General features: G+C 59.8%; 18 protein-coding genes and 1 pseudogene. 17 read left to right on the forward strand and 2 right to left on the reverse strand.

Translation table 11 applies throughout. The features are described from left to right. Position 1 precedes the first annotated feature (1 nt). From PSH65_RS17195 to PSH65_RS17205, 3 genes and pseudogenes are all read left to right on the forward strand, one after another. On the forward strand, positions 2–2,404 hold the full coding sequence (locus PSH65_RS17195; RefSeq protein ID WP_305421441.1) for an aldehyde dehydrogenase family protein: 2,403 nt from the start codon (positions 2–4) through the stop codon (positions 2,402–2,404). Between the two features lie 60 nt (positions 2,405–2,464). Beyond that, positions 2,465–3,758, forward strand: a pseudogene (locus PSH65_RS17200) (phenylacetate--CoA ligase family protein). Beyond that, on the forward strand, positions 3,758–4,693 hold the full coding sequence (locus PSH65_RS17205; protein WP_305421442.1) for a GNAT family N-acetyltransferase: 936 nt from the start codon (positions 3,758–3,760) through the stop codon (positions 4,691–4,693). The pseudogene PSH65_RS17200 and the gene PSH65_RS17205 overlap by 1 nt, the downstream one beginning before the upstream one ends. On the opposite strand, the gene PSH65_RS17210 is transcribed toward PSH65_RS17205, so the two are convergent. Continuing rightward, positions 4,682–5,608, reverse strand: a complete 927-nt coding sequence (locus tag PSH65_RS17210) for a LysR family transcriptional regulator (RefSeq protein WP_305421443.1) — start codon at positions 5,606–5,608, stop codon at positions 4,682–4,684. The genes PSH65_RS17205 and PSH65_RS17210 overlap by 12 nt on opposite strands. A 118-nt stretch (positions 5,609–5,726) precedes the next feature. Here PSH65_RS17210 and PSH65_RS17215 point away from each other — a divergent pair, with 118 nt between their 5' ends. Then, entirely contained in the window at positions 5,727–6,722 is a 996-nt protein-coding gene (locus PSH65_RS17215) for an aldo/keto reductase (RefSeq protein ID WP_305421444.1), read from the forward strand. 46 nt (positions 6,723–6,768) lie between these two features. Here PSH65_RS17215 and PSH65_RS17220 read toward each other — a convergent pair whose 3' ends face one another. Next, a complete protein-coding gene (locus PSH65_RS17220; RefSeq protein WP_305421445.1) occupies positions 6,769–7,296 on the reverse strand; it encodes a hypothetical protein in 528 nt (175 codons plus the stop codon). 556 nt (positions 7,297–7,852) lie between these two features. On the opposite strand from PSH65_RS17220, the gene PSH65_RS17225 reads away from it, so the two are divergent. The 13 genes from PSH65_RS17225 to PSH65_RS17285 all read left to right on the forward strand — a co-directional run bounded on the left by PSH65_RS17225 (position 7,853) and on the right by PSH65_RS17285 (position 24,546). Further along, on the forward strand, positions 7,853–8,299 hold the full coding sequence (locus tag PSH65_RS17225) for a DUF411 domain-containing protein (RefSeq protein WP_305421446.1): 447 nt from the start codon (positions 7,853–7,855) through the stop codon (positions 8,297–8,299). Further along, entirely contained in the window at positions 8,299–8,733 is a 435-nt protein-coding gene (locus PSH65_RS17230; RefSeq protein WP_305421447.1) for a YqaA family protein, read from the forward strand. The genes PSH65_RS17225 and PSH65_RS17230 overlap by 1 nt, the downstream gene beginning before the upstream one ends. A 145-nt stretch (positions 8,734–8,878) precedes the next feature. Next, a complete protein-coding gene (locus PSH65_RS17235) occupies positions 8,879–9,916 on the forward strand; it encodes an alpha/beta fold hydrolase (protein WP_305421448.1) in 1,038 nt (345 codons plus the stop codon). Positions 9,917–9,929: 13 nt separating this feature from the next. Further along, the gene (locus PSH65_RS17240) at positions 9,930–10,883 is read left to right on the forward strand and encodes a D-2-hydroxyacid dehydrogenase family protein (RefSeq protein WP_305421449.1); all 954 of its coding nucleotides are present in this window, start codon (positions 9,930–9,932) and stop codon (positions 10,881–10,883) included. Between the two features lie 597 nt (positions 10,884–11,480). Then, the gene (gene glgA, locus PSH65_RS17245) at positions 11,481–13,067 is read left to right on the forward strand and encodes a glycogen synthase GlgA (RefSeq protein WP_305421450.1); all 1,587 of its coding nucleotides are present in this window, start codon (positions 11,481–11,483) and stop codon (positions 13,065–13,067) included. Between the two features lie 13 nt (positions 13,068–13,080). Continuing rightward, a complete protein-coding gene (gene treZ, locus PSH65_RS17250) occupies positions 13,081–14,874 on the forward strand; it encodes a malto-oligosyltrehalose trehalohydrolase (protein WP_305421451.1) in 1,794 nt (597 codons plus the stop codon). After that, positions 14,871–16,949 (forward strand): 4-alpha-glucanotransferase, encoded by a 2,079-nt coding sequence (gene malQ / locus PSH65_RS17255; RefSeq protein ID WP_305421452.1) that lies wholly within the window; start codon positions 14,871–14,873, stop codon positions 16,947–16,949. Before treZ ends, malQ begins: the two co-directional genes overlap by 4 nt. Continuing rightward, the gene (locus tag PSH65_RS17260; protein ID WP_305421453.1) at positions 16,946–19,744 is read left to right on the forward strand and encodes a malto-oligosyltrehalose synthase; all 2,799 of its coding nucleotides are present in this window, start codon (positions 16,946–16,948) and stop codon (positions 19,742–19,744) included. Before malQ ends, PSH65_RS17260 begins: the two co-directional genes overlap by 4 nt. 21 nt (positions 19,745–19,765) lie before the next feature. Further along, positions 19,766–20,113 carry a DUF2934 domain-containing protein gene (locus tag PSH65_RS17265; RefSeq protein ID WP_305421454.1) on the forward strand — a complete coding sequence of 116 codons (348 nt, stop codon included), beginning with the start codon at positions 19,766–19,768 and terminating at the stop codon, positions 20,111–20,113. A gap of 128 nt (positions 20,114–20,241) precedes the next feature. Continuing rightward, positions 20,242–22,401 carry a glycogen debranching protein GlgX gene (gene glgX / locus PSH65_RS17270; RefSeq protein WP_305421455.1) on the forward strand — a complete coding sequence of 720 codons (2,160 nt, stop codon included), beginning with the start codon at positions 20,242–20,244 and terminating at the stop codon, positions 22,399–22,401. 222 nt (positions 22,402–22,623) lie between these two features. Then, positions 22,624–22,788: a hypothetical protein gene (locus tag PSH65_RS17275; protein ID WP_305421456.1), complete on the forward strand. Its 165-nt coding sequence runs from the start codon at positions 22,624–22,626 to the stop codon at positions 22,786–22,788. After that, positions 22,766–23,524, forward strand: a complete 759-nt coding sequence (locus PSH65_RS17280) for a PIG-L deacetylase family protein (protein WP_305421457.1) — start codon at positions 22,766–22,768, stop codon at positions 23,522–23,524. Before PSH65_RS17275 ends, PSH65_RS17280 begins: the two co-directional genes overlap by 23 nt. A 221-nt stretch (positions 23,525–23,745) precedes the next feature. Next, the gene (locus PSH65_RS17285) at positions 23,746–24,546 is read left to right on the forward strand and encodes an endonuclease/exonuclease/phosphatase family protein (protein ID WP_305421458.1); all 801 of its coding nucleotides are present in this window, start codon (positions 23,746–23,748) and stop codon (positions 24,544–24,546) included. Positions 24,547–24,732 lie beyond the last annotated feature (186 nt).

Below are 24,732 nucleotides of genomic sequence, written 5' to 3' on the forward strand. Positions count from 1 at the left end.
TATGTACCTGATCAATGGCCAACTGCGTGACGACGTTACCCCGGAAAGGGTACTCGAGCTCCTTGAACAACAACTGCCCCGGCTGCTGGCTGCACCAATCGATAGCGAAACCGTCATCGAGTCCGCCGCTCGCTTTGCCACGCAGTTGCAGGCTCGCCACCTGGATCTACCCCTCGATGACGATCAATATCAGGGACTGATCGATTTCTGCCAGCGCAGCAACCTGAGCACCAAGCTTGATCGGGAACTGGGCCTGCAACCGCGTTCGCTGCGACTTATTGACTACCGGCAACCGTGCTTCGAAAGCTGGCACCCGTTGGGGCTGGTGGTGCATATCACCCCGGGCAACGCACCGTTGCTGGCGTTCTGCGCGGTGCTCGAAAGTCTGTTGGCCGGCAACATCAACTGGCTGCGCCCCAGCGCCAGCGATCAGGGTTTGACCGCGCAGTTGCTCGCCACCCTTGTGCGGTGCGACACCAGCGGCAGACTGGCCGAATTCGTAGCGGTTCTACCGGTGGACACCTCTCATATCACTCAACTCTGCGCCAAGGCCGATGGGGTATCCGCCTGGGGCGGAGAAGCGGCGCTTAAATCGATCCGCCAACAGATCCCGTCCGGCTGTCGCTGGATCGATTGGGGACACAAGATCAGCTTCGCCTACCTGTCACTTGATGCGGCGACGCCTTCGGCGCTCGATGCATTGGCGGATGAAGTCTGTCGACTGGATCAACAAGCGTGTTCCAGCCCTCAATGGGTGCTGGTGGACAGCAACGATCCGGCCGTCTTGCAGAACCTCGGAGATCGACTGGCCGAAGCCCTCAACCGTCGCGCCCCGCAATGGCCGGCGTTGGTGCCGACAGATCAGGAAGCGTCGGAAATCACTACCCGCACCGCCATGGCGCGGCTGGATCAGAGCTTCAAGAACCAGATCGGCCAAGTGTGGACCGGCCCCGGATGGCGGGTCATCTGGGAGCACCATCAGAAGCTGGCACCGTCGCCGCTGTTTCGTACGGTGCTGCTCAAACCGGTTCCGCGGCACCTGCTCAGCGAGACGCTGTTGCCCTGGCGCACCGTCCTGCAAAGCTGCGCGCTGATGTGTCCCTCGGCAGACACCCCCGCGCTCGTTCGAACATTGGTCAATGCCGGCGTCAGCCGCATTGCGCCTTGCGAGTCGATTCATGACGGCTACGCCGGCGAGCCTCACGATGGCGTCTACGCGCTGTCGCGTCTGAGTCGCCGCCTCTCGGTGACTCTGCCCCCGGATGCCTCGACTGGCCGTGCAACGCTCGATCCGCTTCCGCCCGACCCTGACACAGCCCATGCCCCCATCATGGACAAAGACACGTTCATGACCCAGCCAATCGTCTCCGCAACACAGTTGTACTTCCGCTCCGGCGGTAGCAGCGGGACTCCGGCCCTGGCCGGCTTCAGCTACCGAGACTTTCAACGACAAATGCGCGCCGCGGCTGATGGCCTGTTCTGTGTCGGGCTCGATCCGTCACAGGACCGGGTGATGAACCTGTTCTACGGCGGCAACCTTTATGGTGGTTTTTTCAGTTTCTCGAACATTCTTGAACAGATGGGCGTTGTGCATTTACCCATGGGGGCCCCCCAGGACGATGACTTCAGCGAAATCACCCGACTGATCGTGGAGCAGCATGTCAACGTGCTGATCGGCATGCCCAGTACGCTGCATTGCTTGTTCCTTAAAGAGCAGGCACGACTTCGCGCCTATGCCGGTATCAGCAAAGTATTCCTTGGCGGCGAACATCCGGGCGAGGCCAGTCGGCGCCTGATGGAAAGCTGTGGGGTGTCGACGATTCGCTCTGCCATCTATGGCTCCGTCGATGCAGGCCCCTTGGGGCATGCCTGCCCGGCAACCGCGAACGGCATATTTCACTTGATGAGCGAAACCCAGCATCTGGAAATAGTTCAGCTCGAACAGGATGTGCCGGTGCAGGCCAATGAAATCGGTCGTCTGCTGTTTACGTCCCGCGCCCGGCAAGGTCAGCGCGTGTACCGATATGACATCGGCGACACCGGCCGCTGGATACCCGGGGCCTGCCCTTGCGGACTGGAAACGCCGCGATTCGAGCTGCTACAGCGGCATGGAAAGCTGGTGCGAATTGGCACGGAACTCATTTCACCTTCGGCGCTGGAACACAGCGTAGGAGTGCCCATTCAAGTTGTCCTGGACCACACCGCCAGCGGAGTCGAACGCATGCAAGTTCGAGCAGATGCGGATGCCGACTGGGTACGCCAAAAACTGCTGACCCATGAAGCATTGGCAAATGCGGTGAGTGCTGCACTTTTAATTGTGGAGGTGACCCTGTGCGCCGAACAAACCTTCACCCGAAACAAACATAGCGGTAAAACACCATTAATTATCGATCAAAGAAAATAAAAGCAGACACTTCGATGATGCTGCTTTCTGACAAAAACACCTGACAAAAAAGAGAACCCAGTGAACCCAACTTATTCGCTTGAACAATTAGTACCTTATATAAGGCAACACTCAAATTTTTACAGCAAACACCTGGAGCATTTGCCCTCGAAGGGTATTACTTTAAAAGATCTGCCACTAACCGACGTATCCGACTATTGGGCCGGCAGCAACGATTTGAGTCATTGGCCGGTCCTGACCGGAAACGTCGATGATGCGCTGGTGTTTAAAACCGGAGGTTCGACCAGTCAGGGCAAACTGGCGGTTTACTCCTGCGAGGAATGGCAAACAAACCCTGGTCAGTACATTCGGAAACAGTCTCTCCTCTCAACTGAACAATGGCGACCGCGTCGCCAATCTGTTCTTTTCAGGGGATCTCTATGCCAGTTTTCTGTTTATCCACGATTCCCTGGCCCATGTCGGACGATCCATCTGTGAATTTCCGTTTACCGGAGACGTCGAGCTGGACGTATTGGCGGATGCCATAGAGCGGTATCGGATCAGCGTTCTGGCCGGAGTGCCGGCACAACTGCTGCGATTCTGCGCCTACCTGGCGCAGCATCGGCGTGTGTTGTGCGGAGTCGAGACGCTGTTATATGGAGGTGAAAGCCTGTTTGCCCCGCAGTTGGCAATCCTCGGGGAAGTGTTCCCCAATGCCCGTATCGCCTCAATCGGCTATGCCAGCGTAGACGCCGGGCTGATAGGCGCCAGTGACCGCGACTGTGCATTGGGCGAGCATCGAGTGTTCGATCAACAAACCCTGTTGGAAATCGTCGATGAACACACCGGTGAAGTGATTGAAGAATGCGATCGCACCGGCTTGTTGGTACTGACCAACCTGACACGCCGGCTTATGCCGCTGCTGCGTTACCCGGTGGGCGACCGTGCCTGTTGGCGTGAGCCGGCCGCAACCCCGAGGCGTAAATTCGCGCTCAAAGGGCGCGGTGCCCACAGTCAACGAATACGAGTCGGCGTTCTATCGCTGTTCACCGAAGAAATACACGAGATCGTTCAGCGTGTAGCGCACAGCGAACAATGGCAATTGCTGATCGAACAGACCGGCACCAAGGATCTGTTGAGCGTGAAGTGGGTGCCCGATCCTCAGTTGCAAGCCGTCGACTCGATGCTCCGCGCATTGCATGAAGCGCTGCTTGCCCACTACCCCGCCATCGACAACCTGATCCGTCAGGGTCTGCTGGAGTTGCGAGTGCTGGCCTGCGCAACCACCGACCTGAAGCTTCACCCTCGTTCAGGCAAACAACTGCGGGTGCTGGATTCGCGCGTGTATGACGTTCTCCCACTGGAGCCCGTGTGATGAACCGGTTGATTGTTCGGCCCTTCCGTCCCTCCGACTCCATTGCCGTGAGCCAGTTATTCCGAGAGGTCTACGGCGATCATTATGTTCAGCCAGATATCTACCTGCCGAACATGATCAGTCAGCACCACGCCGAAGGCAGCTGGCAATCGATGGTAGCCGTGGACGACGGCCGCGTTCTCGGGCATGCCGCGTTGTGTCGTGACACGCCTTCAAGTACCGCGGAACTGGCCCTCAGCGTGGTGCACCCCGCCGCCCAGGGGCAGAATCTCGCGACCCGCCTGGGCCTTGAGCTACTGAAGCAGTCAGACTCTGTGGGGCTCAAGAGTGTCTCGATCAAGCAAGTGACCCACCATCCCTACACTCAACGCATGGCGGAAAAAATCGGCTTCCACAGCACTGGCTTGCTTCCTGACTTTGTCCCTTCGCCCTTCGCTGAACCCTTTCCGGAAACCATCGTGATGGGCTGCCACCTGATCGCCGGACACATGCGCCCGCTCCCCGACATCCCTTGGCCCGAAAGCTGCCGGGCGTTTATGCAGCACTTGTGTTCGGTGTTTGGAACCCACCAGGACAAGACATCACGGCCCGCGATGCCCTTGCAAATAAAGCAACAGCAGCATCGGTTCGACATTGTCATTCAGCGTTTGAACACGCGTTTGCTTGAGCAGATCAGCCAACTACCCAGGCACTGGCTGATCTCGGCACGACTCGAACTGTCCCGGCACTTCGCCCGGGACGTGCACAGTTTTTCGGCTCTGGGCTTCGCCTTCACCGGCCTGATTCCCACGCCAGGTGACGATGGCTGGTTTGCATTGTTTCATCGAGGCGCACAGGTTCGATCCCTCAATCTGCATTGCGTGCACATGCAACAGTTGCATGACGACATGCAGCAGAACGCCAACGCCTCTATTGGTAACCGCTCAGCCGCGTGAGTCATCTCTATAAAACCCATTGGCCGACTGCGCACAGAGTTCCACCATCCAGTCGACGAACACCCGCACCCGCCGGGACAACTGGCGATGAGGAGGATAGAGCGCCGTCAGCGGCATACCCGGTGGCGGCACGTCCCTCAGGACCTCGATCAAACGCCCCTCCTTCAGTTGGCGGGCAACGTGATAATACGGAGTCTGAACCAAGCCATATCCCGCCTCACAGGCTGCCAGATAGCCATCAGCGCTATTGACCGAGACGTGCTTGGGCAGGTCGATCAACCGCAACTGATCATCGAGTACAAATTCCAGTCCGTAGCGTTTGCCGGTGTCATTGGAAAAGTATTCCACCATCTGGTGCCCCTTCAGATCCTCCAGACACAGCGGAGTCCCGCAACGCTGCAAGTAATCCGGGCTGGCACAGGTGACTTGATCCATCACGCCCAGCGGTCGTGCCACCAGTGAGTCGTCCAGGGTCGAGCCACCCCGCAACACGCAATCGATACCTTCGCGGATCAGATCCACAGGCCGGTCATTCAAACCGATTTCCAGTTCGATCAATGGATACCGGGCAGTGAATTGCGGCAAGGCCGGAATCACGATCAAACGCCCCACTCCCGCCGGCATATCCACTCGCAACAGACCCTTGGGGTTGTGGCGAGCAGCGGAAAATACCGCTTCGGTCTCCTCCAGATCCGCCAGCAGCCGCACACAACGCGGGTAATAGGCTGCGCCATCGAGCGTCAGGCTGATCTGCCGGGTGGTGCGTTGCAGCAGTTGCACGCCCAGATGTGCCTCAAGTTGCTTGATCAGAATGGTCACCGAAGCCCGGGGCAACTGCAGGCTGTCCGCCGCTTTGGCAAAGCCGCCCAGTTCGACGATTCGGGTGAATACGCGCATGGCATTGAAACGATCCATTGCTTTGGCTTACCGGCTGATTATTTAGAAATTACAAATAGTGATAGCAGTTTTAGCCGGTTTATCTTGTTTCTGTCGAGGTCAACAATAGGATTTCAATTCACAGGGAGCTGATTTCATGCAAACACGTCAACTGGGCAAAAACGGTCCGCAGGTTAGCGCGATCGGTCTGGGCTGCATGGGCATGACCGATTTCTACACCACGGGCGTGGACACCCGCGAAGCCACGGCCACTTTGCACCGCGCGCTGGAATTGGGGATCAACCTGCTCGATACCGCAGACATGTATGGCCCACATACCAATGAAGCGCTGATCGGCAAAGCCATTGCAGGCAAGCGTGACCAGGTGTTTCTGGCCAGCAAGTTCGGCATTGTCCGCGACCCATCCAATCCCGGTGCACGGGGCGTCAACGGTCGACCGGAATACATTCGCGACGCTATCGACGGCACCCTAAAGCGCCTTGGCGTGGAAACCCTGGATTTGTATTACCAACACCGCATCGATCCGCAGGTGGCCATCGAGGAAACCGTCGGCGCCATGGCAGAACTGGTGAAAGCCGGCAAGGTGCGTTACCTGGGCTTGAGTGAAGCATCGGTCGCCACGCTGGAGCGAGCGAACAAGGTTCATCCGATCAGCGCACTGCAAAGTGAGTATTCGTTGTGGAGTCGCGATCAGGAGGAAAACGGTTGCCTGGCCGCGTGCCAACGCCTGGGCGTTGCCTTTGTGCCTTACAGTCCGTTGGGCCGGGGCTTTTTGACCGGTGCCCTGAGAAGCCCGGATGATTTCGCCGCCGACGACTACCGCCGCTTCAGCCCACGTTTTCAAGGGAAAAACTTCGCAAAGAACCTGTTGTTGGTGCAGCAGGTGCAGGCTTTGGCCGCCGACAAGGGCGTGACCGCGGGCCAACTGGCATTGGCGTGGGTCTTGGCCCAAGGGGATTATCTGATTCCGATTCCAGGCACCAAACAGCGTAAATACCTGGAAGAAAATGTGGCCGCGCTGGATGTGAAGCTGAGCCGCGAAGAGTTGCTGGCCCTGGAAGCGATATTCCCGGCCAATGCCACGGCAGGCCTGCGTTATCCAGAAGAAGTCATGAGGTTGCTTGACCGATAGCAGGTGCCTGGCCCGTTCGATAGTTGAGCGGGCCAGTTGCCGAACATCACGCTCTGGAGTTGACCCCCTTGTCGGTCGGGGTCGTACCGTTGCCCTTGCCGTAAGTTTGCAAGTTCTGCAGTACGTAGATCGCCGTCTTGTATTCAGGGATCAGGCCAGCGGCGTACTTGTCACCCTTGATACTGTTGTTCTGAATGGTGTCCAGTTGCGTGGCGAAATACTCCAGCGCATTGAACTTCGCATCCGGGTCTTTCTGAACGCCAAACCGGTCAAACTTGTCACCGGCATTAAGCAAGGTCATCGAAGTAATATCGGAAATCAGGCCTTTGGCTCTCAAGAAGGCACTGAGATTGCCCAATTGCTTGGCGGAGACATTTTCCGGATCGAAGCCCTTGATGTTCCTGTGCAGTTTCTGTTCATCCATTTTCGCCGTATTCAGCGCATTGGGATTACTTCCCACCAGTGCCAGCATCTGCTTGACCCTGGCGCTGTGGGTGACAGGCTTGCCGCTGCCGGTATCCTTGACCAATAAACCTGCCTTGCTCGTCCAGGCACCTGTATAGCCGATTGTCATGACCGGGCTCCCGACTGTGTGGCGGGATGCCGATCATCCAAAACACACAGACGTCCTTGTGAGGCGACCATAAAAGTTCCTTGTTTAACCGAGTTAAGTGCGCGCGAGTATCGGTGCGCGCTCTAACGTCACCAACAAATATTTCCGTTTTTTACAAATTTTATACATTTACGATACATACCAGAAAGCGCCTTGTTTCATTGCTCTACATGAACTTTTCGATAGGGGCGCAAATAACTAATCAAGTCTTTATGTACGCCTTGGTTAGTTTGTTTGTATCGAGGGTGCCGGGCAAACCAGTCACAGGCTGGCATCCCCCCTGTGGCGAGGGAGCTTGCTCCCGCTAGGGCGCGCAGCGGCCCCAAATCTGCCACCGCGCCGATCCAGATAGAACGCAGGTGTCTGTTTTACGACTGCTTCGCAGCCGAGCGGGAGCAAGCTCCCTCGCCACAAATGCTTTACTCATGCTGTATTACTTCGAAACAATCCGCCTCCTCTTCACCAGAGAAAAAGATCAAAATACATCTTTTTGGCTACAACCCGAGACGAGATCCCCATGCGAACCCACCTGCGTCTGGCCGCCCTGAGCGCCCTCTTCATCTCTTCCCTGGCCCAGGCCGCCGAGCTGATCCCCATCGAAGTTCACCGCGACGCCAATTGCGGCTGCTGCAAAAAATGGGTCAGCCATCTGGAAGCCAACGGTTTCAAAGTTGAAGACCATGTCGAAGCCGACATGAGCCAATTCAAGCAACAACACGGCGTGCCACCTCGCCTCGCGTCGTGTCACACCGGCCTTATCAATGGCAAATTCGTCGAAGGCCATGTACCTGCCGATCAAGTACTGGCCTTGAGCAAGCGTGACGATCTGTTGGGGGTTGCCGCCCCCGGCATGCCCATGGGCTCGCCCGGCATGGAAATGGACGGCATGAGCGATGCCTATCAGGTGATCGGCCTGAAAAAGGACGGCACTGACGTGGTGGTGGCGGACTACCCCGCCCATTGATGCTCGGCGCATACATCGGGCTGTTTCTCGCGGCGTTCGGTGCTGCAACCCTGCTGCCTTTGCAATCCGAAGCAGTGCTGGTGGGGTTGTTGCTCAGCGACCAGTATTGGCTCTGGTCGCTGCTGGCAGTGGCAACGCTGGGCAACGTGCTGGGTTCGCTGCTGAACTGGTGGCTGGGGCGCGGCATTGAGCGGTTTCACGATCGGCGCTGGTTTCCGGTCAGCCCCCGCCATCTCAAGCAAGCCCAAAAGCACTATCAGCGTTACGGCCATTGGTCGTTGCTACTAAGCTGGGTGCCTATCATCGGCGACCCTCTGACGCTTGTGGCTGGCATCATGCGCGAGCCGCTGGGGCGTTTCCTGGTGATCGTGACGCTCGCCAAGGGCGCCCGCTATGGTGTGTTGGCCCTTGCTACGCTGGGGTGGATGAGTTGAACGACCATGCAGGCTCGACAGCTGCTACAAAGAATGCGTCGCTGCTGAAATCGCTTAACTGACCGGCATTACGGCCGTGACCTCTGTTTAATGTCACCCTAATCATGCCGATCCAGCATCGGCAGATTTCCTGTGGAGCTCACCCATGTCGCGCATTTTCTCCCGCTGGTTACCGGGCCTGCTGCTGACGGCGGCCCTGCCCGCTCTTTCGCACGCCCAATCCCAAACCGAAACGCCGGAATACGGCCCGCAACTTGAGGGCTTCGAGTACCCCTACACGGTCAAGCACTTCGCCTTTGAGTCCCAGGGCAAATCCCTGCAGATGGGTTACATGGACATTGCCGCCCAAGGCAAGGTCAATGGACGCAGCGTGGTGCTGATGCACGGCAAGAACTTCTGCGGCGCGACCTGGGACAGCTCGATCAAGGCGCTGAGCGAGGCCGGTTACCGGGTCATCGCGCCGGACCAGATTGGCTTTTGCACCTCCAGCAAACCGGACCACTATCAATACAGTTTCCAGCAACTGGCGTCCAACACCCAGCAACTGCTCAAGGCCCTCGGCATCCAGAAGGCCACCCTGCTCGGCCACTCTACCGGCGGCATGCTCGCTACCCGCTATGCGCTGCAATACCCCGATCAAGTCGAACAACTGGCGCTGGTCAATCCCATCGGCCTGGAAGACTGGAAAGCCCTCGGCGTGCCGTATCGCACGGTTGATCAATGGTATGAACGCGAGCTGAACGTTACGGCGCAAGGTATCCACGACTACCAACGCAGCACCTATTACGATGGCCGCTGGAAGCCGGAGTTCGATCGTTGGGTGAACATGTACGCAGGCCTGGCCAAAGGGCCGGGCAAAACAGCGGTGGCGTGGAACTCGGCGCTGATCTACGACATGATCTTCACCCAACCGGTGTACTACGAGTTCAAGGACCTGAAGGTACCGACCCTGCTGCTGATCGGCACCTCCGACACCACGGCCATCAACAAAGACATCGCACCGCCCGAGGTGAAGGCGAAAATCGGTCATTACGACGTACTCGGCAAGCAAGTGGCGAAATTGATTCCACAGTCGACGCTGATTGAATTCCCGGGCCTTGGCCACGCGCCGCAAATGGAAGAGCCGGCGAAGTTCCATCAGGCATTACTCGACTGGCTGAACAAAACCAATCCCGTTCGTTGATGAGGTAAGGCTGATGGCAGTGCAGATTGCGGTGATCGATGACTGGCAGGACGTCGCTCGCGACGTGGTGGACTGGTCGGTGCTGGACAGCATCGGCCAGGTGAGTTTTATCCATGACTACCCTGCCGACAACGAAACCCTGGCCGAACGCCTGGGCGCATTCGAGGTGATCTGCGTGATGCGCGAGCGCACCCGGTTCGACGAAGACCTGCTGCGCCGCTTGCCCGCACTAAAACTGCTGGTCACTGGCGGCATGCGCAACGCCGCCCTGGACCTGAAAGCCGCCGCCGCGCTGGGTATTCAGGTCTGCGGCACCGACAGCTACAAACATGCCGCCCCCGAGCTGACCTGGGCGCTGATCATGGCCGCGACCCGCAACCTGGTGGCCGAAGCCAACGCCTTGCGCGCAGGCCAATGGCAGCAAGGGCTGGGCGGCGACCTGCAGGGCAAGACCTTGGCGATCCTCGGTCTGGGCAGCATCGGTCAACGGGTAGCCCGGTTCGGTCAGGTGTTCGGCATGCGGGTGATTGCCTGGAGCGAAAACCTGACCGCCGAACGGGCCGCCGAAGTCGACGTCACCTATGTCAGCAAGCAGGAACTGTTCGAGCAGGCCGATGTGTTGTCGGTCCATCTGGTGCTCAGCGAGCGCAGCCGAGGGCTGGTGGACACTCAGGCACTGGACTGGATGAAACCCACGGCATGGCTGATCAATACGGCTCGCGGGCCGATCGTCGATGAGTCGGCGTTGATCAAGGCGCTTCAGAAACAACGCCTGGCGGGCGCTGCGCTGGACGTGTTCGAGCACGAACCGTTGCCCCGTCATCATCCCTTCCGGACACTGGACAATGTGCTGGCCACGCCTCATGTCGGGTATGTCAGCCGGCAGAATTACCAACTGTTCTTTTCGCAAATGATCGAGGACATACAGGCCTGGGCGGCTGGGAAGCCGGTTCGGATTCTTAGCTGAGACCGCGTTATCGTTCATCGCGGGCAAGCCACGCTCCCACAGGTTTGGCGTCATGCCCATTGCCGGCGTCCGACACAAATCCTGTGGGAGCGTGGCTTGCACGCGAAGAGGCCCTAAAACTCACCACGCCTCCCCAAATAATCCGCACCACAATGGCGCACATAACCTCCCATCACGCCCGATTAGCGTGACCTCCCGGTCCCGATCTGACCCACACCAGAAAATAAACCTGCCCTTCGTCGGTGCGGCTCCCCGCAAAGCCTCGTGTTTATACCCTCACCCAACCGATTGTCGAACAATTTCACCCGTTGACCGACCCCGCTCTAAGTTCTGGCCTAGACTGATTTTCGCGGAGTAAAACCGGCTGGTCATTCGGTGAAAATAATCGAAACTTTTGGTGCTGGCCTCGTGTCAGGTGAAAGGTAGGGCCACAGCGACTGGTGCATTCCTTGCAACAGCCACTTCACCCATTCTGCTTCAGCGCATGGGCAGCACTTGCTCACCGATGCGTAGCGCGTTTGCGCCCGGCCACAGGATTTGGCCACGAATACCGTTTGTGCCAGGCCTAGAATTAGATCAACAACACGGGAGATTCATATGATCAGTGCGGCTTTAGATATTCAGGGAGAACGTGCTCATCAGCAGGTCGGGGAAACGAGCACCGTTGGTGTCCTCAGTGCCAAATCGATCAACATGCCGATCCCCAAGACACTGGCACCGGTAGCCAGTCAGAATCCCAATAAAAAGAAAGTCCTGTTCGTCACCTCGGAGATTGCCGACCTGGTAAAGACCGGAGGTCTTGGCGACGTTTCCGCCGCACTGCCGCGGGCCATGGCGCATCTGCACGATGTCCGGGTGTTGATCCCCGGTTACCCGCAAGTGCTGAACAGCGAAAACCCGATTCATATCATTGGTGAACTGGGCGGGCACGCCGCGTTGCCACCCTGCAAGATCGGGCGCATGGACATGCCCGACGGCCTGGTCATTTACGTGTTGATCTGCCCTGAATTGTACGAGCGCGAAGGTTCACCTTATGGCGCCAACAACGGCCGCGACTGGCCGGACAACCATATTCGTTTCGCCCGGCTGGGCCTCGCAGCAGCCGATATCGCCGCCAATCTCGCCCAAATTCACTGGTGCCCCGACCTGGTGCATGCCCACGACTGGCCCGCTGGCCTGGCCCCCGCCTATATGCACTGGCGCGGCCAACGCACCCCGACCCTGTTCACCATCCACAATCTGGCATACCAGGGCGTCACCAGCCTCGGCTCGTGCCCGGAACTCGGTATCCCCATGCACGCCTTGCAACAGGAAGGCATGGAGTTTTACGGCAAGATGTCATTCCTCAAGGCCGGCATGGCCTACTCGAGCCACATCACCACCGTCAGCGCCACTTATGCCCAGGAAATCACCACGCCGGCCTTCGGCTGCGGTCTCGACGGTTTTCTCGCCGCCAAGACCCAGCAGGGTCTGCTCAGCGGGATTCCCAATGGCATCGATGAAAGCTGGGATGCAGCGACTGATCCGCATCTGTTCCACCCGTTCGGCATCGGCGATTGGGAGGGTAAAGCCGTCAACGCCGCGCACGTTCGCAGGCTGTTCGATCTCGAAGACTCCAAAGGTCCACTGTTCGCCGTGGTTTCGCGGCTGGTCTACCAGAAAGGCCTGGACCTGACCGAAGCGGTGGCTGAATACATCGTCGCCAACGGCGGGCAGATCGCGATCATCGGCCGTGGCGAACCGGAAGAAGAACAAGCCATGCGTGAACTGGCGTTGCGCTTCCCCGGGCAAATCGGCGTGCACATCGGCTTCAATGAAACCGACGCTCGCCGGATGTTCGCCGGCAGTGATTTCCTGCTGATGCCTTCGCGTTACGAACCCTGCGGCCTGAGCCAGATGTATGCCCAGCGTTTCGGTTCATTGCCGGTGGCCCGCAATACCGGCGGCCTGGCCGACACCATTGAAAACGGCGTGACCGGTTTCCTCTTCGACGAATCCACGGTAGAGAGTTATCGCGAAGCCCTGGGCCGCGCGTTCAAGGTGTTCGCCTTCCCCGGCCTGCTCAACGCCATGCGTTGCCGGGCCATGGCGGCGCCCTTCAACTGGTGCAAGGCTGTCGAGCCCTACGCCGAACTCTACGAACAACTGGTGACTAAAGCGCTGGGAAAATCGGGCAAACAGTAAGAGGCTTTCAACGATGCCGTTACGGACCCTTGAGACCTGGCCCCACGGCGCAATCATGCTGGACGCAGAACACACGCGTTTTGCCTTGTGGGCGCCAGATGCGTTTTTCGTCAGTCTCGAACTGGACGATGGACAATCCCTGCCACTGCTGCCTCAGGCCGATGGCTGGTTTGTGATCAAGACCCGCTGCCCTGCGGGTACCCGCTACCGCTACAACATCGATGGCGAACTGGAGGTGCCGGACCCGGCCTCCCGCGCCCAGGCGGGCGATATCGACAGCCACAGCGTGGTGGTCGATCCCCTCGCCTATCGGTGGCAACACAGCGCCTGGCAGGGGCGGCCATGGAATGAGGCGGTGATCTATGAACTGCACGTCGGTGCACTCGGCGGGTTCAGCCAGGTTGAGCAGCATTTGGAACACCTGGTCGAGCTGGGTATTACCGCCATCGAACTGATGCCGCTGGCGCAGTTTCCCGGTGAGCGCAACTGGGGCTATGACGGGGTTTTGCTTTACGCGCCTCAAGCCTCTTACGGCTCGCCCGAACAACTCAAACACCTGATCGACACGGCCCACGGCCATGGCCTGGCGGTGATTCTCGACGTGGTCTACAACCACTTCGGCCCCGACGGCAATTACCTGCATCGCTACGCCAAAGGCTTTTTCCGCGAAGACAAACACACCCCGTGGGGCGCGGCGATCGACTTCCGGCGGCGCGAGGTGCGCGACTTCTTTATCGACAACGCGCTGATGTGGTTGCTGGAGTACCGCTTCGACGGCCTGCGCCTGGACGCGGTGCACGCCATCGAAGACCCGGACTTCCTTCAAGAGCTGGCGCAACGGGTTCGCCGGCAAACCGATCCGGCACGGCACGTGTGGCTCATGGCGGAAAACGAGCACAACCAGGCCAGCCTGCTGGAGCAAGGTTTCGACGCGCAGTGGAACGACGACGGCCATAACGCCCTGCACGTTCTGCTCACGGGTGAAACCGATGCTTATTACGCCGACTATGCCGAGCAGCCCACCGAACAACTCGCCCGTTGCCTGAGCCAGGGCTTCGTGTTCCAGGGCCATATCACCCGCCACGGTACACCGCGAGGTGAGCCGAGCGGTCACTTGCCACCCACGGCCTTCGTGCTGTTTCTGCAGAACCACGACCAGATTGGCAACCGCGCCTTTGGCGAGCGCCTGCATCAACTGGCCCATCCTGATGCCCTTTACGCCGCCACCGCGCTGCTGCTGTTGTCGCCGATGATCCCACTAATGTTCATGGGCGATGAGTTCGCCGCCGAGCAACCGTTCCTGTTCTTCACCAGCCACCACGGTGAATTGGCGGAACGGGTGCGCGAAGGGCGACGCAATGAGTTCGCGGCCTTCAGTGCCTTTGCCGACCCGCACAAACGTGAGCAGATTCCCGACCCGAACGCGACGCAGACCTTCGAAGCTTCACGGCCGAAGCTGACCACCAGCCACCAATCGCCGATTTATGACCTATATCGCCAACTGCTGCAGATCCGCCACCGACACATCATCCCGCACCTGCCCGGCGCCCAGGCGCTGGGTGCGCAGGTACTGGCCGAGGGCGCGGTGACGGCGCGCTGGCGGCTGGGCGATGGCAGTCAGTTGCGCATTGACCTGAACCTCAGCGATGCGTCCGTGGTCCACACCCCACAGGCCGACGCGACATTGCTGTTCGAACACCCGCCACAATCGGCCGGTCTGAATCAGGGCATGCTTGCCCCGTATTGCGCGCTAGTCAGCCTCACGGCCGCAGCCCCTTTGCTACCCCCGGATGGAGAGCGCCCATGAGCAATACGCAACTGGAAATACTGGCCAGCCGAGCAGGCCTGGCCGTCGACTGGATCGACGCCAATGGCCGTCCACAGAAAGTGACCCCGGCGGTGTTGCGCTCGGTGCTCAGCGGCCTTGGCCATCCCGCCAATACCGCCCAGGAGATCGACGCCAGCCTGCTGCAACTGCAGGAGGTGCAACAAACCCGACACCTGCCACCGCTATTGACCTGCGACGAAGGCGTTGGCCTTGACCTGTCCCACTACTTCGAACCGCAGACTCCGTGTGAAATCCATCTCGAAGACGGCTCACGGATTAACTTGAAGCTCGATGACAACGCTGTGTTGCCCGGCCTGGTGCCGGTGGGTTATCAGCACGTCAGCATCGACGATCAATCCTTCACCCTGGCGGTGGCACCCCAGCGCTGCTACAGCGTCGGGGATGCCGTTGACAGTAAAAACCCGCGTGCCTGGGGCCTCAGCGTGCAGTTGTACTCGCTGCGCCGTCCCGGCGATGGCGGTTTTGGCGATACCCAGGCCCTCGAAGATCTGGCCCGGGTGGCCGGCGAACGGGGCGCCGAGGCGTTGGCGATCAGCCCGCTGCATGCGATGTTCAGCGGCGACACCCAGCGTTACAGCCCCTACTCGCCGTCCAGCCGCTTGTTCCTCAATAGCCTGTACGCGGCGCCCGGAGCGATTCTCGGTGAGCGAGCCCTGCGCACCGCGATCGACGCCACCGGCCTTGCCGCTGAGCTCAAGCACCTGGAAAAACTGCCGCTGATCGACTGGCCCACCGCCGCCGAGGCCAAGCACCGCTTGCTCGAAGCCTTATATGAAGGATTCACCCACGGCGAACACCCCTTGCACCCAGACTTCAGCAGTTTCCGCCATGCCGGTGGCGAAGCGCTGGAAAATCATTGCCGCTTCGAAGCGATTCAGGAAGCCCGGGCGCGGCGCGGTGAAAGCCTCGACTGGCGCGAGTGGCCCGAACAATGGCGTGACCCGCGCAGCACCGCCCTGGCGCATTTTGCCGAAGAAAACTCGACCCGCATCGGCTACTACGCGTTCTGCCAATGGCTGATTGCGCGCAGCCTGGAACGCGCCCAGACCGCCGCCCGCAGCGCTGGCATGGGCATCGGCCTGATCGCCGATCTGGCGGTGGGCGCCGACGGCGGCGGCAGCCAGGCCTGGAGTCGCCAGGACGAATTGCTCGCCTCACTGACCGTGGGTGCGCCACCGGACATTCTCAACCGTTCCGGCCAGGGCTGGGGCATTTCCGCGTTCTCCCCCGAAGGTCTGGTGCGCAACGGCTTTCGCGCGTTCATCGAAATGCTGCGGGCCAACTTCGCCCATGCCGGCGGCCTGCGTATCGATCACGTCATGGGCCTGCAACGACTGTGGGTGATCCCCAACGACGCGCCGCCCAGCGACGGTGCCTACCTCTATTACCCGGTGGATGACCTGCTGCGCTTGCTGACCCTCGAATCCCATCGGCATCAGGCCATCGTCCTCGGCGAAGACCTCGGCACCGTGCCCGAGGGTTTACGAGAGAAACTCATCGCGCGCTCGATCCTCGGTATGCGTGTGCTGCTGTTCGAACAGGACAATACTCACTTCAAGCCGATTCTCGACTGGCCGGACAACGCACTGGCAACCACCAGCACCCATGACCTGCCGACGCTCAATGGCTGGTGGCATGGCCGCGATATCGACTGGAGCGCGCACTTGAATCTGGTCGACGCGCCGGGTGAAATCGAATGGCGCCAGCACCGTGAGCGCGAGCGCGAAGGTTTGCGCCGGGTATTGAGCGAGGACCCGCAAAATTTCCGCGAAGAGTCCCACGAAACCGATCAGGTGCTCGACGCCGCGATCCGCTTCCTTGGCCATACCCGCGCCCCGCTGGTATTGCTGCCCCTGGAAGATGCCTTGGGTATCGAACAGCAGGCCAACCTGCCCGGCACCACCGATACCCATCCCAACTGGTCCCGCAGGCTACCCGGCGACAGCGAAGCCCTGCTCGATGATCCAGACGCCGCCCGGCGCCTGGAACTGCTCGCCTGTGCGCGACTTCAGGCGGCCGAGCGTGACCAATGACTCAACCGTTCATCCAACCGTTGCGGGCGACCCTGCGGCTGCAATTTCATAAAGGTTTCACCCTGGATCAGGCGGTGGCGCTGGTGCCGTATTTCGCCAGCCTGGGCATCAGCCATGTCTATGCCTCGCCGCTGCTCGCCGCCCGCGCGGGGTCCATGCATGGCTACGACGTGGTGGACCCGACCACCGTCAACCCTGAACTGGGCGGCGAAGCGGCATTGCGCCGTTTGGTCGGTACGTTGCGCGAACAGAACATGGGGCTGATCCTGGACATCGTCTCCAACCACATGGCCGTCGGCGGTGGCGATAATCCCTGGTGGCTCGACTTGCTGGAATGGGGGCGACTGAGCCCCTACGGCGAGTTCTTCGACATTCAATGGCATTCGCCCGACCCCTTGATGGAAGGCCAATTGCTGCTGCCTTTTTTGGGCAGCGATTACGGCATCGCCTTGCAGGACGGCACCCTGCCCTTGCGTTTCGATGCCCGGCACGGCGTCTTTTATGTCGAGCACTACGAGCATCACTTCCCGATTTGCCCGACGAACTACGGCGAACTGCTCAAGGCCGATGATCAATTGAATGCCGAGCAGGCCGACCGGCTCAAATCCCTGGCAGACCGCTTCAGTACCTTGAGTTACCAGACTGACGCGCACAGCCTGGCGATTCCGTTGAAAGCCGAGCTGCGGGAACTCTCCAGCGATCCGGCCATTCTTCACGCGATCCAGCATACGCTAGGCACCTACGACTCACTCACCCCCGAGGGTTTCCAGCGCCTGCATAACCTGCTGGAGCGCCAGAGTTATCGCCTGGCCAGCTGGCGCACCGCGGCGGACGATATCAACTGGAGGCGCTTTTTCGATATCAATGAACTGGGTGGCCTACGGGTCGAACACCCGGCGGTATTTGAGGCGACCCACGCAAAAATCTTCGAGCTGGTGGCCGAAGGTCTGATCGACGGGCTGCGCATCGATCATATCGACGGCCTCGCCGATCCGCGTGGCTACTGCCGCAAATTGCGCCGCCGAGTCGATAGCCTGGCACCGGAGCGGCACCTGCCGATCTACGTCGAAAAGATCCTCGGCGAAGGCGAAACCCTGCACCGCGACTGGTCCGTCGATGGCAGCACCGGTTACGAATTCATGAACCAGTTGTCGTTGCTGCAACACGACCCCGAAGGCGCCCAGACCTTGGGTGAGCTCTGGAGCCGACACAGCGAACGCCCCGCCGATTTCCGTCAGGAAGCGCAACTGGCGCGCCAGCAGATTCTCAACGGCTCCCTCGCCGGGGATTTCGAAAGCGTCGCCCACGCCTTGTTGCAAGTGGCCCGGGACGACCTGATGACCCGGGACCTGACGCTCGGCGCGATCCGTCGGGCCTTGCAGGAACTGATCGTGCACTTCCCGGTGTATCGCACTTACATCAGCCCGCTGGGCCGACACTGCGCTCAGGACGAGGAGTTTTTCCAGCAGGCCATGGACGGTGCAAGGCAAACCCTCGGCGAGGCCGACTGGCCGGTACTCGATTGCCTGGCCGGCTGGCTCGGTGGCCAACCCTGGCGCAAGTACCCGGTGGGTCGCCCACGCAAACTGCTCAAGCATGCGTGCGTGCGCTTCCAGCAACTGACCTCACCGACGGCGGCCAAAGCGGTGGAAGACACCGCGCTTTATCGCTCGGCGGTGCTGCTGTCGCGCAACGATGTCGGCTACAACACCGAGCAGTTCAGTGCCCCGGTGGCTGACTTCCATGCTGCTTGCGCCAATCGCCTCGCCGAATTCCCCGACAACCTGCTGGCCACCGCGACCCACGACCACAAACGCGGCGAAGACACCCGCGCGCGGCTGGCGGTGTTGAGCGAGCGCAGCGCCTGGTATGCCGAGCAGGTCGAACATTGGCGAACATTGGCCAACGAATTGCGCATTGAACCCGGCGCGCCCTCGGCGGGCGACGAGCTGATTCTCTATCAAGCGATCCTCGGCAGTTGGCCGCTGGAGTTGCGCAGCGATGATCGGGTGGCGCTCGAGGACTACGCCAAACGCCTCTGGCAGTGGCAACAGAAAGCCCTGCGCGAAGCCAAGTTGCAAAGCAGTTGGAGCGCACCGAACGAGGGGTATGAGCAGGCGACCCATGGGTTTCTCGAACGCCTGCTGCTCAGCCCCGAAGGCCAGCCACTACGCGCGGCCCTCGGTGCGGCGGCGCAGAGTATCGCCGCTGCGGGTGCGTTGAATGGCTTGGCGCAAACCTTGCTGCGAATGACCGTGCCGGGGGTACCGGACCTCTATCAGGGCAACGAGTTCTGGGACTTCACGCTGGTCGATCCGGACAACCGCCGGCCGGTGGATTACATCAGCCGTCAGCAGGCCATGCACGTGCGATTGGACCTGCCCGATCTATTGGTGAACTGGCGTGACGGGCGCATCAAGCAAGCCCTGATCGCCCAAGCGTTAAACCGGCGTGCCGAGCATGCCGAGCTGTTTCAAAAAGGGACGTATCAAGCCCTTGAAGTCGTCGGCAGCCAGGCTCACCGGGTACTGGCGTTTGCCCGTGAATGGCAGGGAAAACGGGCTATCGTGATTGTACCGATACGTTGTGCCGAACTGCTGGAAGACAGTGCCGAACCACAGGTTGAAGCGCCGCTTTGGGGCGATACACGAGTCAAATTGCCGTTTGCCGCCGCTGAAGAAAATCTGAAGGGACTTTTTGCGAGCGTCGCAGTCACAAAACACAGGGAGCTGATGGTCAGCGCCGCGCTGGGGGATTTCCCGGTCAATCTCTTTATCCAAACTACCCAAGCTTGAGTTCAGTTCAGGAGCATTGCGATGAGTACCGACGATAAACGCATCCGCGAATTTGCCTATCAAATCTGGGAATCCGAAGGAAAACCCGCAGGCCAGGAAAAACGCCATTGGGAGATGGCCTGCAAACTGGCCGACGCTGAAACCCAAGCCAAAGCGCTGGCACCTGGCAAGTCATCGAAAGCTGGCAGCAAAAGCCTCGGTGCCAAGTCCGCGGTCGGCAAGCCCGACGGCAAGCTCAATTCCAAAGGCGTCGAACCCAAAACCAAGGCCAAAGCCAAACCCAAACCCTCTGCTTCGACAGTGACCCCGCCTGGCGAAAAAAACGTCGAGAAAAAGCCTCGCGCTGCGCGCAAACCGCCAACGACCTGACGCGTTTATCGCCTTGCCTCGCTTGATTTGTGGCGTGTTTCTCGCCACCGAGGGCGCGCTCGCCCTCGAAAAAAACCAGAGCCACGGTTCATCGCAGTCGAGTACCGTCACCCCATGCAGGAGCAACTATGAGCAGTCCAAAGAAAACCGCGCCCGAACCTCGTACCGAGGCCTCGCGAATCCGTGAAGGCTTGCCCTTCCCGCTAGGCGCGACCTGGGATGGCCTGGGGGTTAATTTCGCGCTGTTTTCGGCTAACGCGACCAAGGTCGAACTGTGCATCTTCGACGATTCCGGCGAGTTGGAACTCGAGCGTATCGAGTTACCGGAATACACCGACGAGATCTACCACGGCTACTTGCCCGACGCCCACCCTGGATTGATCTACGGCTATCGCGTGTACGGTCCTTACGACCCGGCCAACGGTCATCGTTTCAACCCCAACAAGCTGCTGATCGATCCTTACGCCAAGCAATTGGTCGGCCGATTGAAATGGTCCGAAGCGTTGTTCGGCTACACCATTGGCCACCCTGACGCCGACCTCAGTTTCGATGAACGGGACAGCGCGCCCTTTGTGCCCAAATGCAAAGTGATCGACCCCGCTCACACCTGGGGTCATGACCATCGGGTCAGCGTGCCGTGGGACAAGACGATCATTTATGAAACACACGTACGCGGCTTCAGCATGCGTCACCCCTCCGTCCCCGAGAACTTGCGCGGCACCTTCGCCGGGTTGATGGTCGATGACGTGCTCGAGCACATCCGCAAGCTCGGCGTGTCGACCGTGGAATTGCTGCCTATTCATGCCTTCGTCAATGACCAGCATCTGCTGCACAAAGGCATGACCAATTACTGGGGTTACAACAGCATCGCGTTCTTTGCCCCGGACCCGCGCTACCTGGCCAGCGGCAAGATCGCCGAGTTCAAGGAGATGGTCGCGCACCTGCACGAGGCCAATCTGGAAGTGATCCTCGACGTGGTCTACAACCACACCGCCGAGGGCAACGAACAAGGCCCTACCCTGTCGATGCGCGGCATCGACAACGCCTCTTACTACCGCTTGATGCCCGACGACAAGCGTTACTACATCAACGATTCCGGGACCGGCAACACCCTGGACCTGAGTCACCCGTGCGTACTGCAAATGGTCACCGACTCCCTGCGTTACTGGGCCACGGAAATGCACGTGGACGGTTTCCGTTTTGACCTGGCGACCATTCTCGGGCGCTACCACGATGGCTTCGACGAACGTCATAGCTTTCTCGTCGCTTGCCGTCAGGACCCGGTGCTGCGCCAGGTGAAGATGATTGCAGAAGCCTGGGATTGCGGCCCCGGTGGTTATCAGGTCGGTAACTTTCCGCCGGGCTGGGTCGAGTGGAATGACAAATTTCGCGACACCGTACGCGCATTCTGGAAAGGCGACGACGGCCAACTCGCCGACTTCGCCAGTCGCATGACCGCCTCCGGCGAGATGTTCAATCAGCGTGGCCGGCGACCGTACGCCTCGGTAAACTTCATCACCGCCCATGACGGTTTCACCCTTAACGATCTAGTGTCGTACAACGACAAACACAACGAAGCCAACGACGAGAACAATCAGGACGGCAGCAACAACAACCTGTCCTGGAACCACGGTGTCGAAGGCCCCACCGACGATCCCGAGATCAATGAGCTGCGCCAGCGGCAGATGCGCAACTTCTTCGCCACCTTACTGCTGTCCCAAGGCACGCCGATGCTGGTGGCCGGCGATGAGTTCGCCCGTACCCAGGAAGGCAATAACAACGCCTATTGCCAGGACAGCGAGATCGGCTGGGTCAACTGGGACCTGAGCGAAGACGGCAAGGCCCTGCTCAAGTTCGTCAAACGCCTGATCAAATTGCGCCTGGCCTATCCGATTCTGCGTCGCGGGCGCTTCCTGGTGGGCAATTACAACGAAGACATCGGCGTCAAGGACGTGACCTGGCTGGCCCCGGACGGCAGCGAAATGTCCACCGAACAATGGGAGGAAGGCCACGGTCGTTGCCTGGGCATGCTGCTCGATGGCCGCGCCCAGGAAACCGGCATTCGCCGCAAAGGCGCCGACGCGACCCTGCTGCTGGTGGTCAACGCCCACCATGACATCGTCAACTTCCTGCTGCCGGAAGTGCCTGACGGCGGTTTCTGGACCTGCATGATCGACACCAATCAACCGTCGATTCGTGGTCAGGAACGCTTCGAGTTCGGTCACGAATATTCGGTCACCGGCCGCTCGCTACTGCTGTTCGAATTGCAGCGCGAGGAAGACGAGTAAAGCGCATCCTGTAGGAGCGAGGCTTGCCCGCGAAAGCGGTGTACCAAGCACCAATGATGTCGACTGACACACCGCTTTCGCGAGCAAGCTTCGCTCCTTGTATGTTGGCCGAACACCCGGCTGGATAGCCGGTACAGTTTTGCTGACTATTTGCGACACCTGACACAGCCCGGATTAAAAAAACCGCATCAGACCAAAGACTGAGGCGACGAATAGCGTTCCATGAGCAATACTCTGCTCGCGGCAATCCAGGGTTCGGAGCGCTGCAATTTGCTATTTACCCCGCCTTCACGGGTCTGCCAGCTTGCTTCCCTGCAAGTCATGCGCATGGCTGAGGGCAAGACAGAACAAGGAAGTAGCGCCTATGAAATCCGTTTCCATCAGTGAAAACAGTTTGCCCGCGCAGATCTGGAACAGCGCCCCGCAACTGGACAACATCCCTGTCATCAACACCGAAACGCTGGTCCCGACCGGCGCTCGCGCGGTAGTCATCGCACCGCATCCCGGTGATGAAGTGGTGACCTGCGGTGGCCTGCTGCAGTTACTGTGCTCCCTCGGTCATCCTCTGCAATTGATCTCGATCACCGACGGCAGCGCCAGTCATCCGGGGTCGCGACAATGGTCGGAAAAACGCCTGAGCGTAATCCGCCCCCAGGAAAGCGTCGAAGCGTTGCGCCGGCTCGGGCTGCCGATGCACAGCCTGAAGTGGATTCGCGGCGGCTTCACCGACAGCGGACTGGGCGAGCGGGAGTCTGAGTTGACCCAGTTCATCGTCCGCTACCTGCGCCCTGGCGATGTGGTGTTCAGCACCTGGCGCGAAGACGGTAACGTCGATCACGACGCCGTCGGCCGGGCCTGCGCCAGAGCAGTGGCTTTGGTTGGCGCGACGTTCAACGAAATACCGATCCAGGCCTGGCATTGGCCGACACGCGATCAAGGGCTGATCCCCTGGCATCGCGCACGCAAGGTACGTCTCGACACCTGGACCGTCGCGCGCAAAAGCCACGCCACCTACGCCTACGCCAGCCAACTCGACGGCGAGCCGGCGATCGGCATCGCCCCAATGCTGCCCCCGATGATTCTGGAGCGCATGCGATTGCCGTATGAAATTGTGTTTGTCTGAGTCATTCGAGGAATGTCTTTTGTGGCTGGGGGGGCTTGCCTGTGGCGAGGGAGCTTGCTCCCGCTGGGGCGCGAAGCGGCCCCAAAAGCTTTGCGACTGCTTCGCAGCCGAACGGGAGCAAGCTCCCTCGCCACAAAAGCTCCTTTGCTATAAATCACGCTGAACTGCTCGCCCATGCATCAGTCGCATGCATACATCAGCCCTGATTCAGAGGAGTGAACGTGACCAGCGATGCCGAACGACAGGCCGTCGAATCAATGCCATCGAACGCGCCTCCGGCGATTCATCGTCTGAGAGTGCTGACAGTCAACACCCACAAAGGCTTCACCGCCCTCAACCGGCGTTTCATCCTCCCGGAACTGCGTGAGGCGGTACGCAGCACGTCGGCAGACCTGGTGTTTCTGCAGGAAGTGGTCGGTGAACACGACCGGCATTCTTCCCGTTACAACGATTGGCCACAGACCTCGCAATACGAGTTCCTGGCCGACAGCATGTGGAGCGATTTCGCTTACGGTCGCAACGCGGTCTACCCCGACGGCCACCACGGCAATGCCTTGCTGTCGAAATACCCGATCCGCGAATTTCGCAACCTCGATGTCTCGATCACTGGCCCCGAGCGGCGCGGGTTGTTGCACTGTGTGCTGGATGTGCCGGGCCATGCCGAAGTGCATGCCATTTGCGTACACCTGAGCCTGTTGGAAAGCCATCGACAACTCCAGTTGCAATTGCTCTGCCTGTTGCTCGAGTCGCTGCCCGATGACGCCCCGGTGATCATTGCTGGCGACTTCAACGACTGGCAGTTGCAAGGCAATGCCGCCCTCGCCCGGCGCGACTACCTGCATGAAGCCTTCGAACGCCATCATGGCCGACCGGCGAAAACTTACCCGGCGCGTTTCCCCCTGCTGCGCCTGGACCGGATCTACCTGCGTAATGCCAGCAGTCATGAACCGCAAATCCTCGGCCATAAACCCTGGACGCATCTGTCGGACCATTTACCGCTGGCGGTGGAAGTGCGCCTGTAACACCGTCAAATGACAGTCGCCAAAGACTGCCAGCGCTGACAGAAAAAATGACAGCAATGGCGCGCCGACGCCGTTTGTTTATCCTGCACTGGATCATCCGTCACGCAACCGATAGTCCCCTATCCAACACGTCTGGCGTGCGCCTTTCGGGATGATTTTTTGCACAAACAACAACTTATATACGCG

The sequence above is a fragment of the Pseudomonas sp. FP603 genome, from assembly GCF_030687415.1.
GTDB lineage: Bacteria > Pseudomonadota > Gammaproteobacteria > Pseudomonadales > Pseudomonadaceae > Aquipseudomonas > Aquipseudomonas wuhanensis.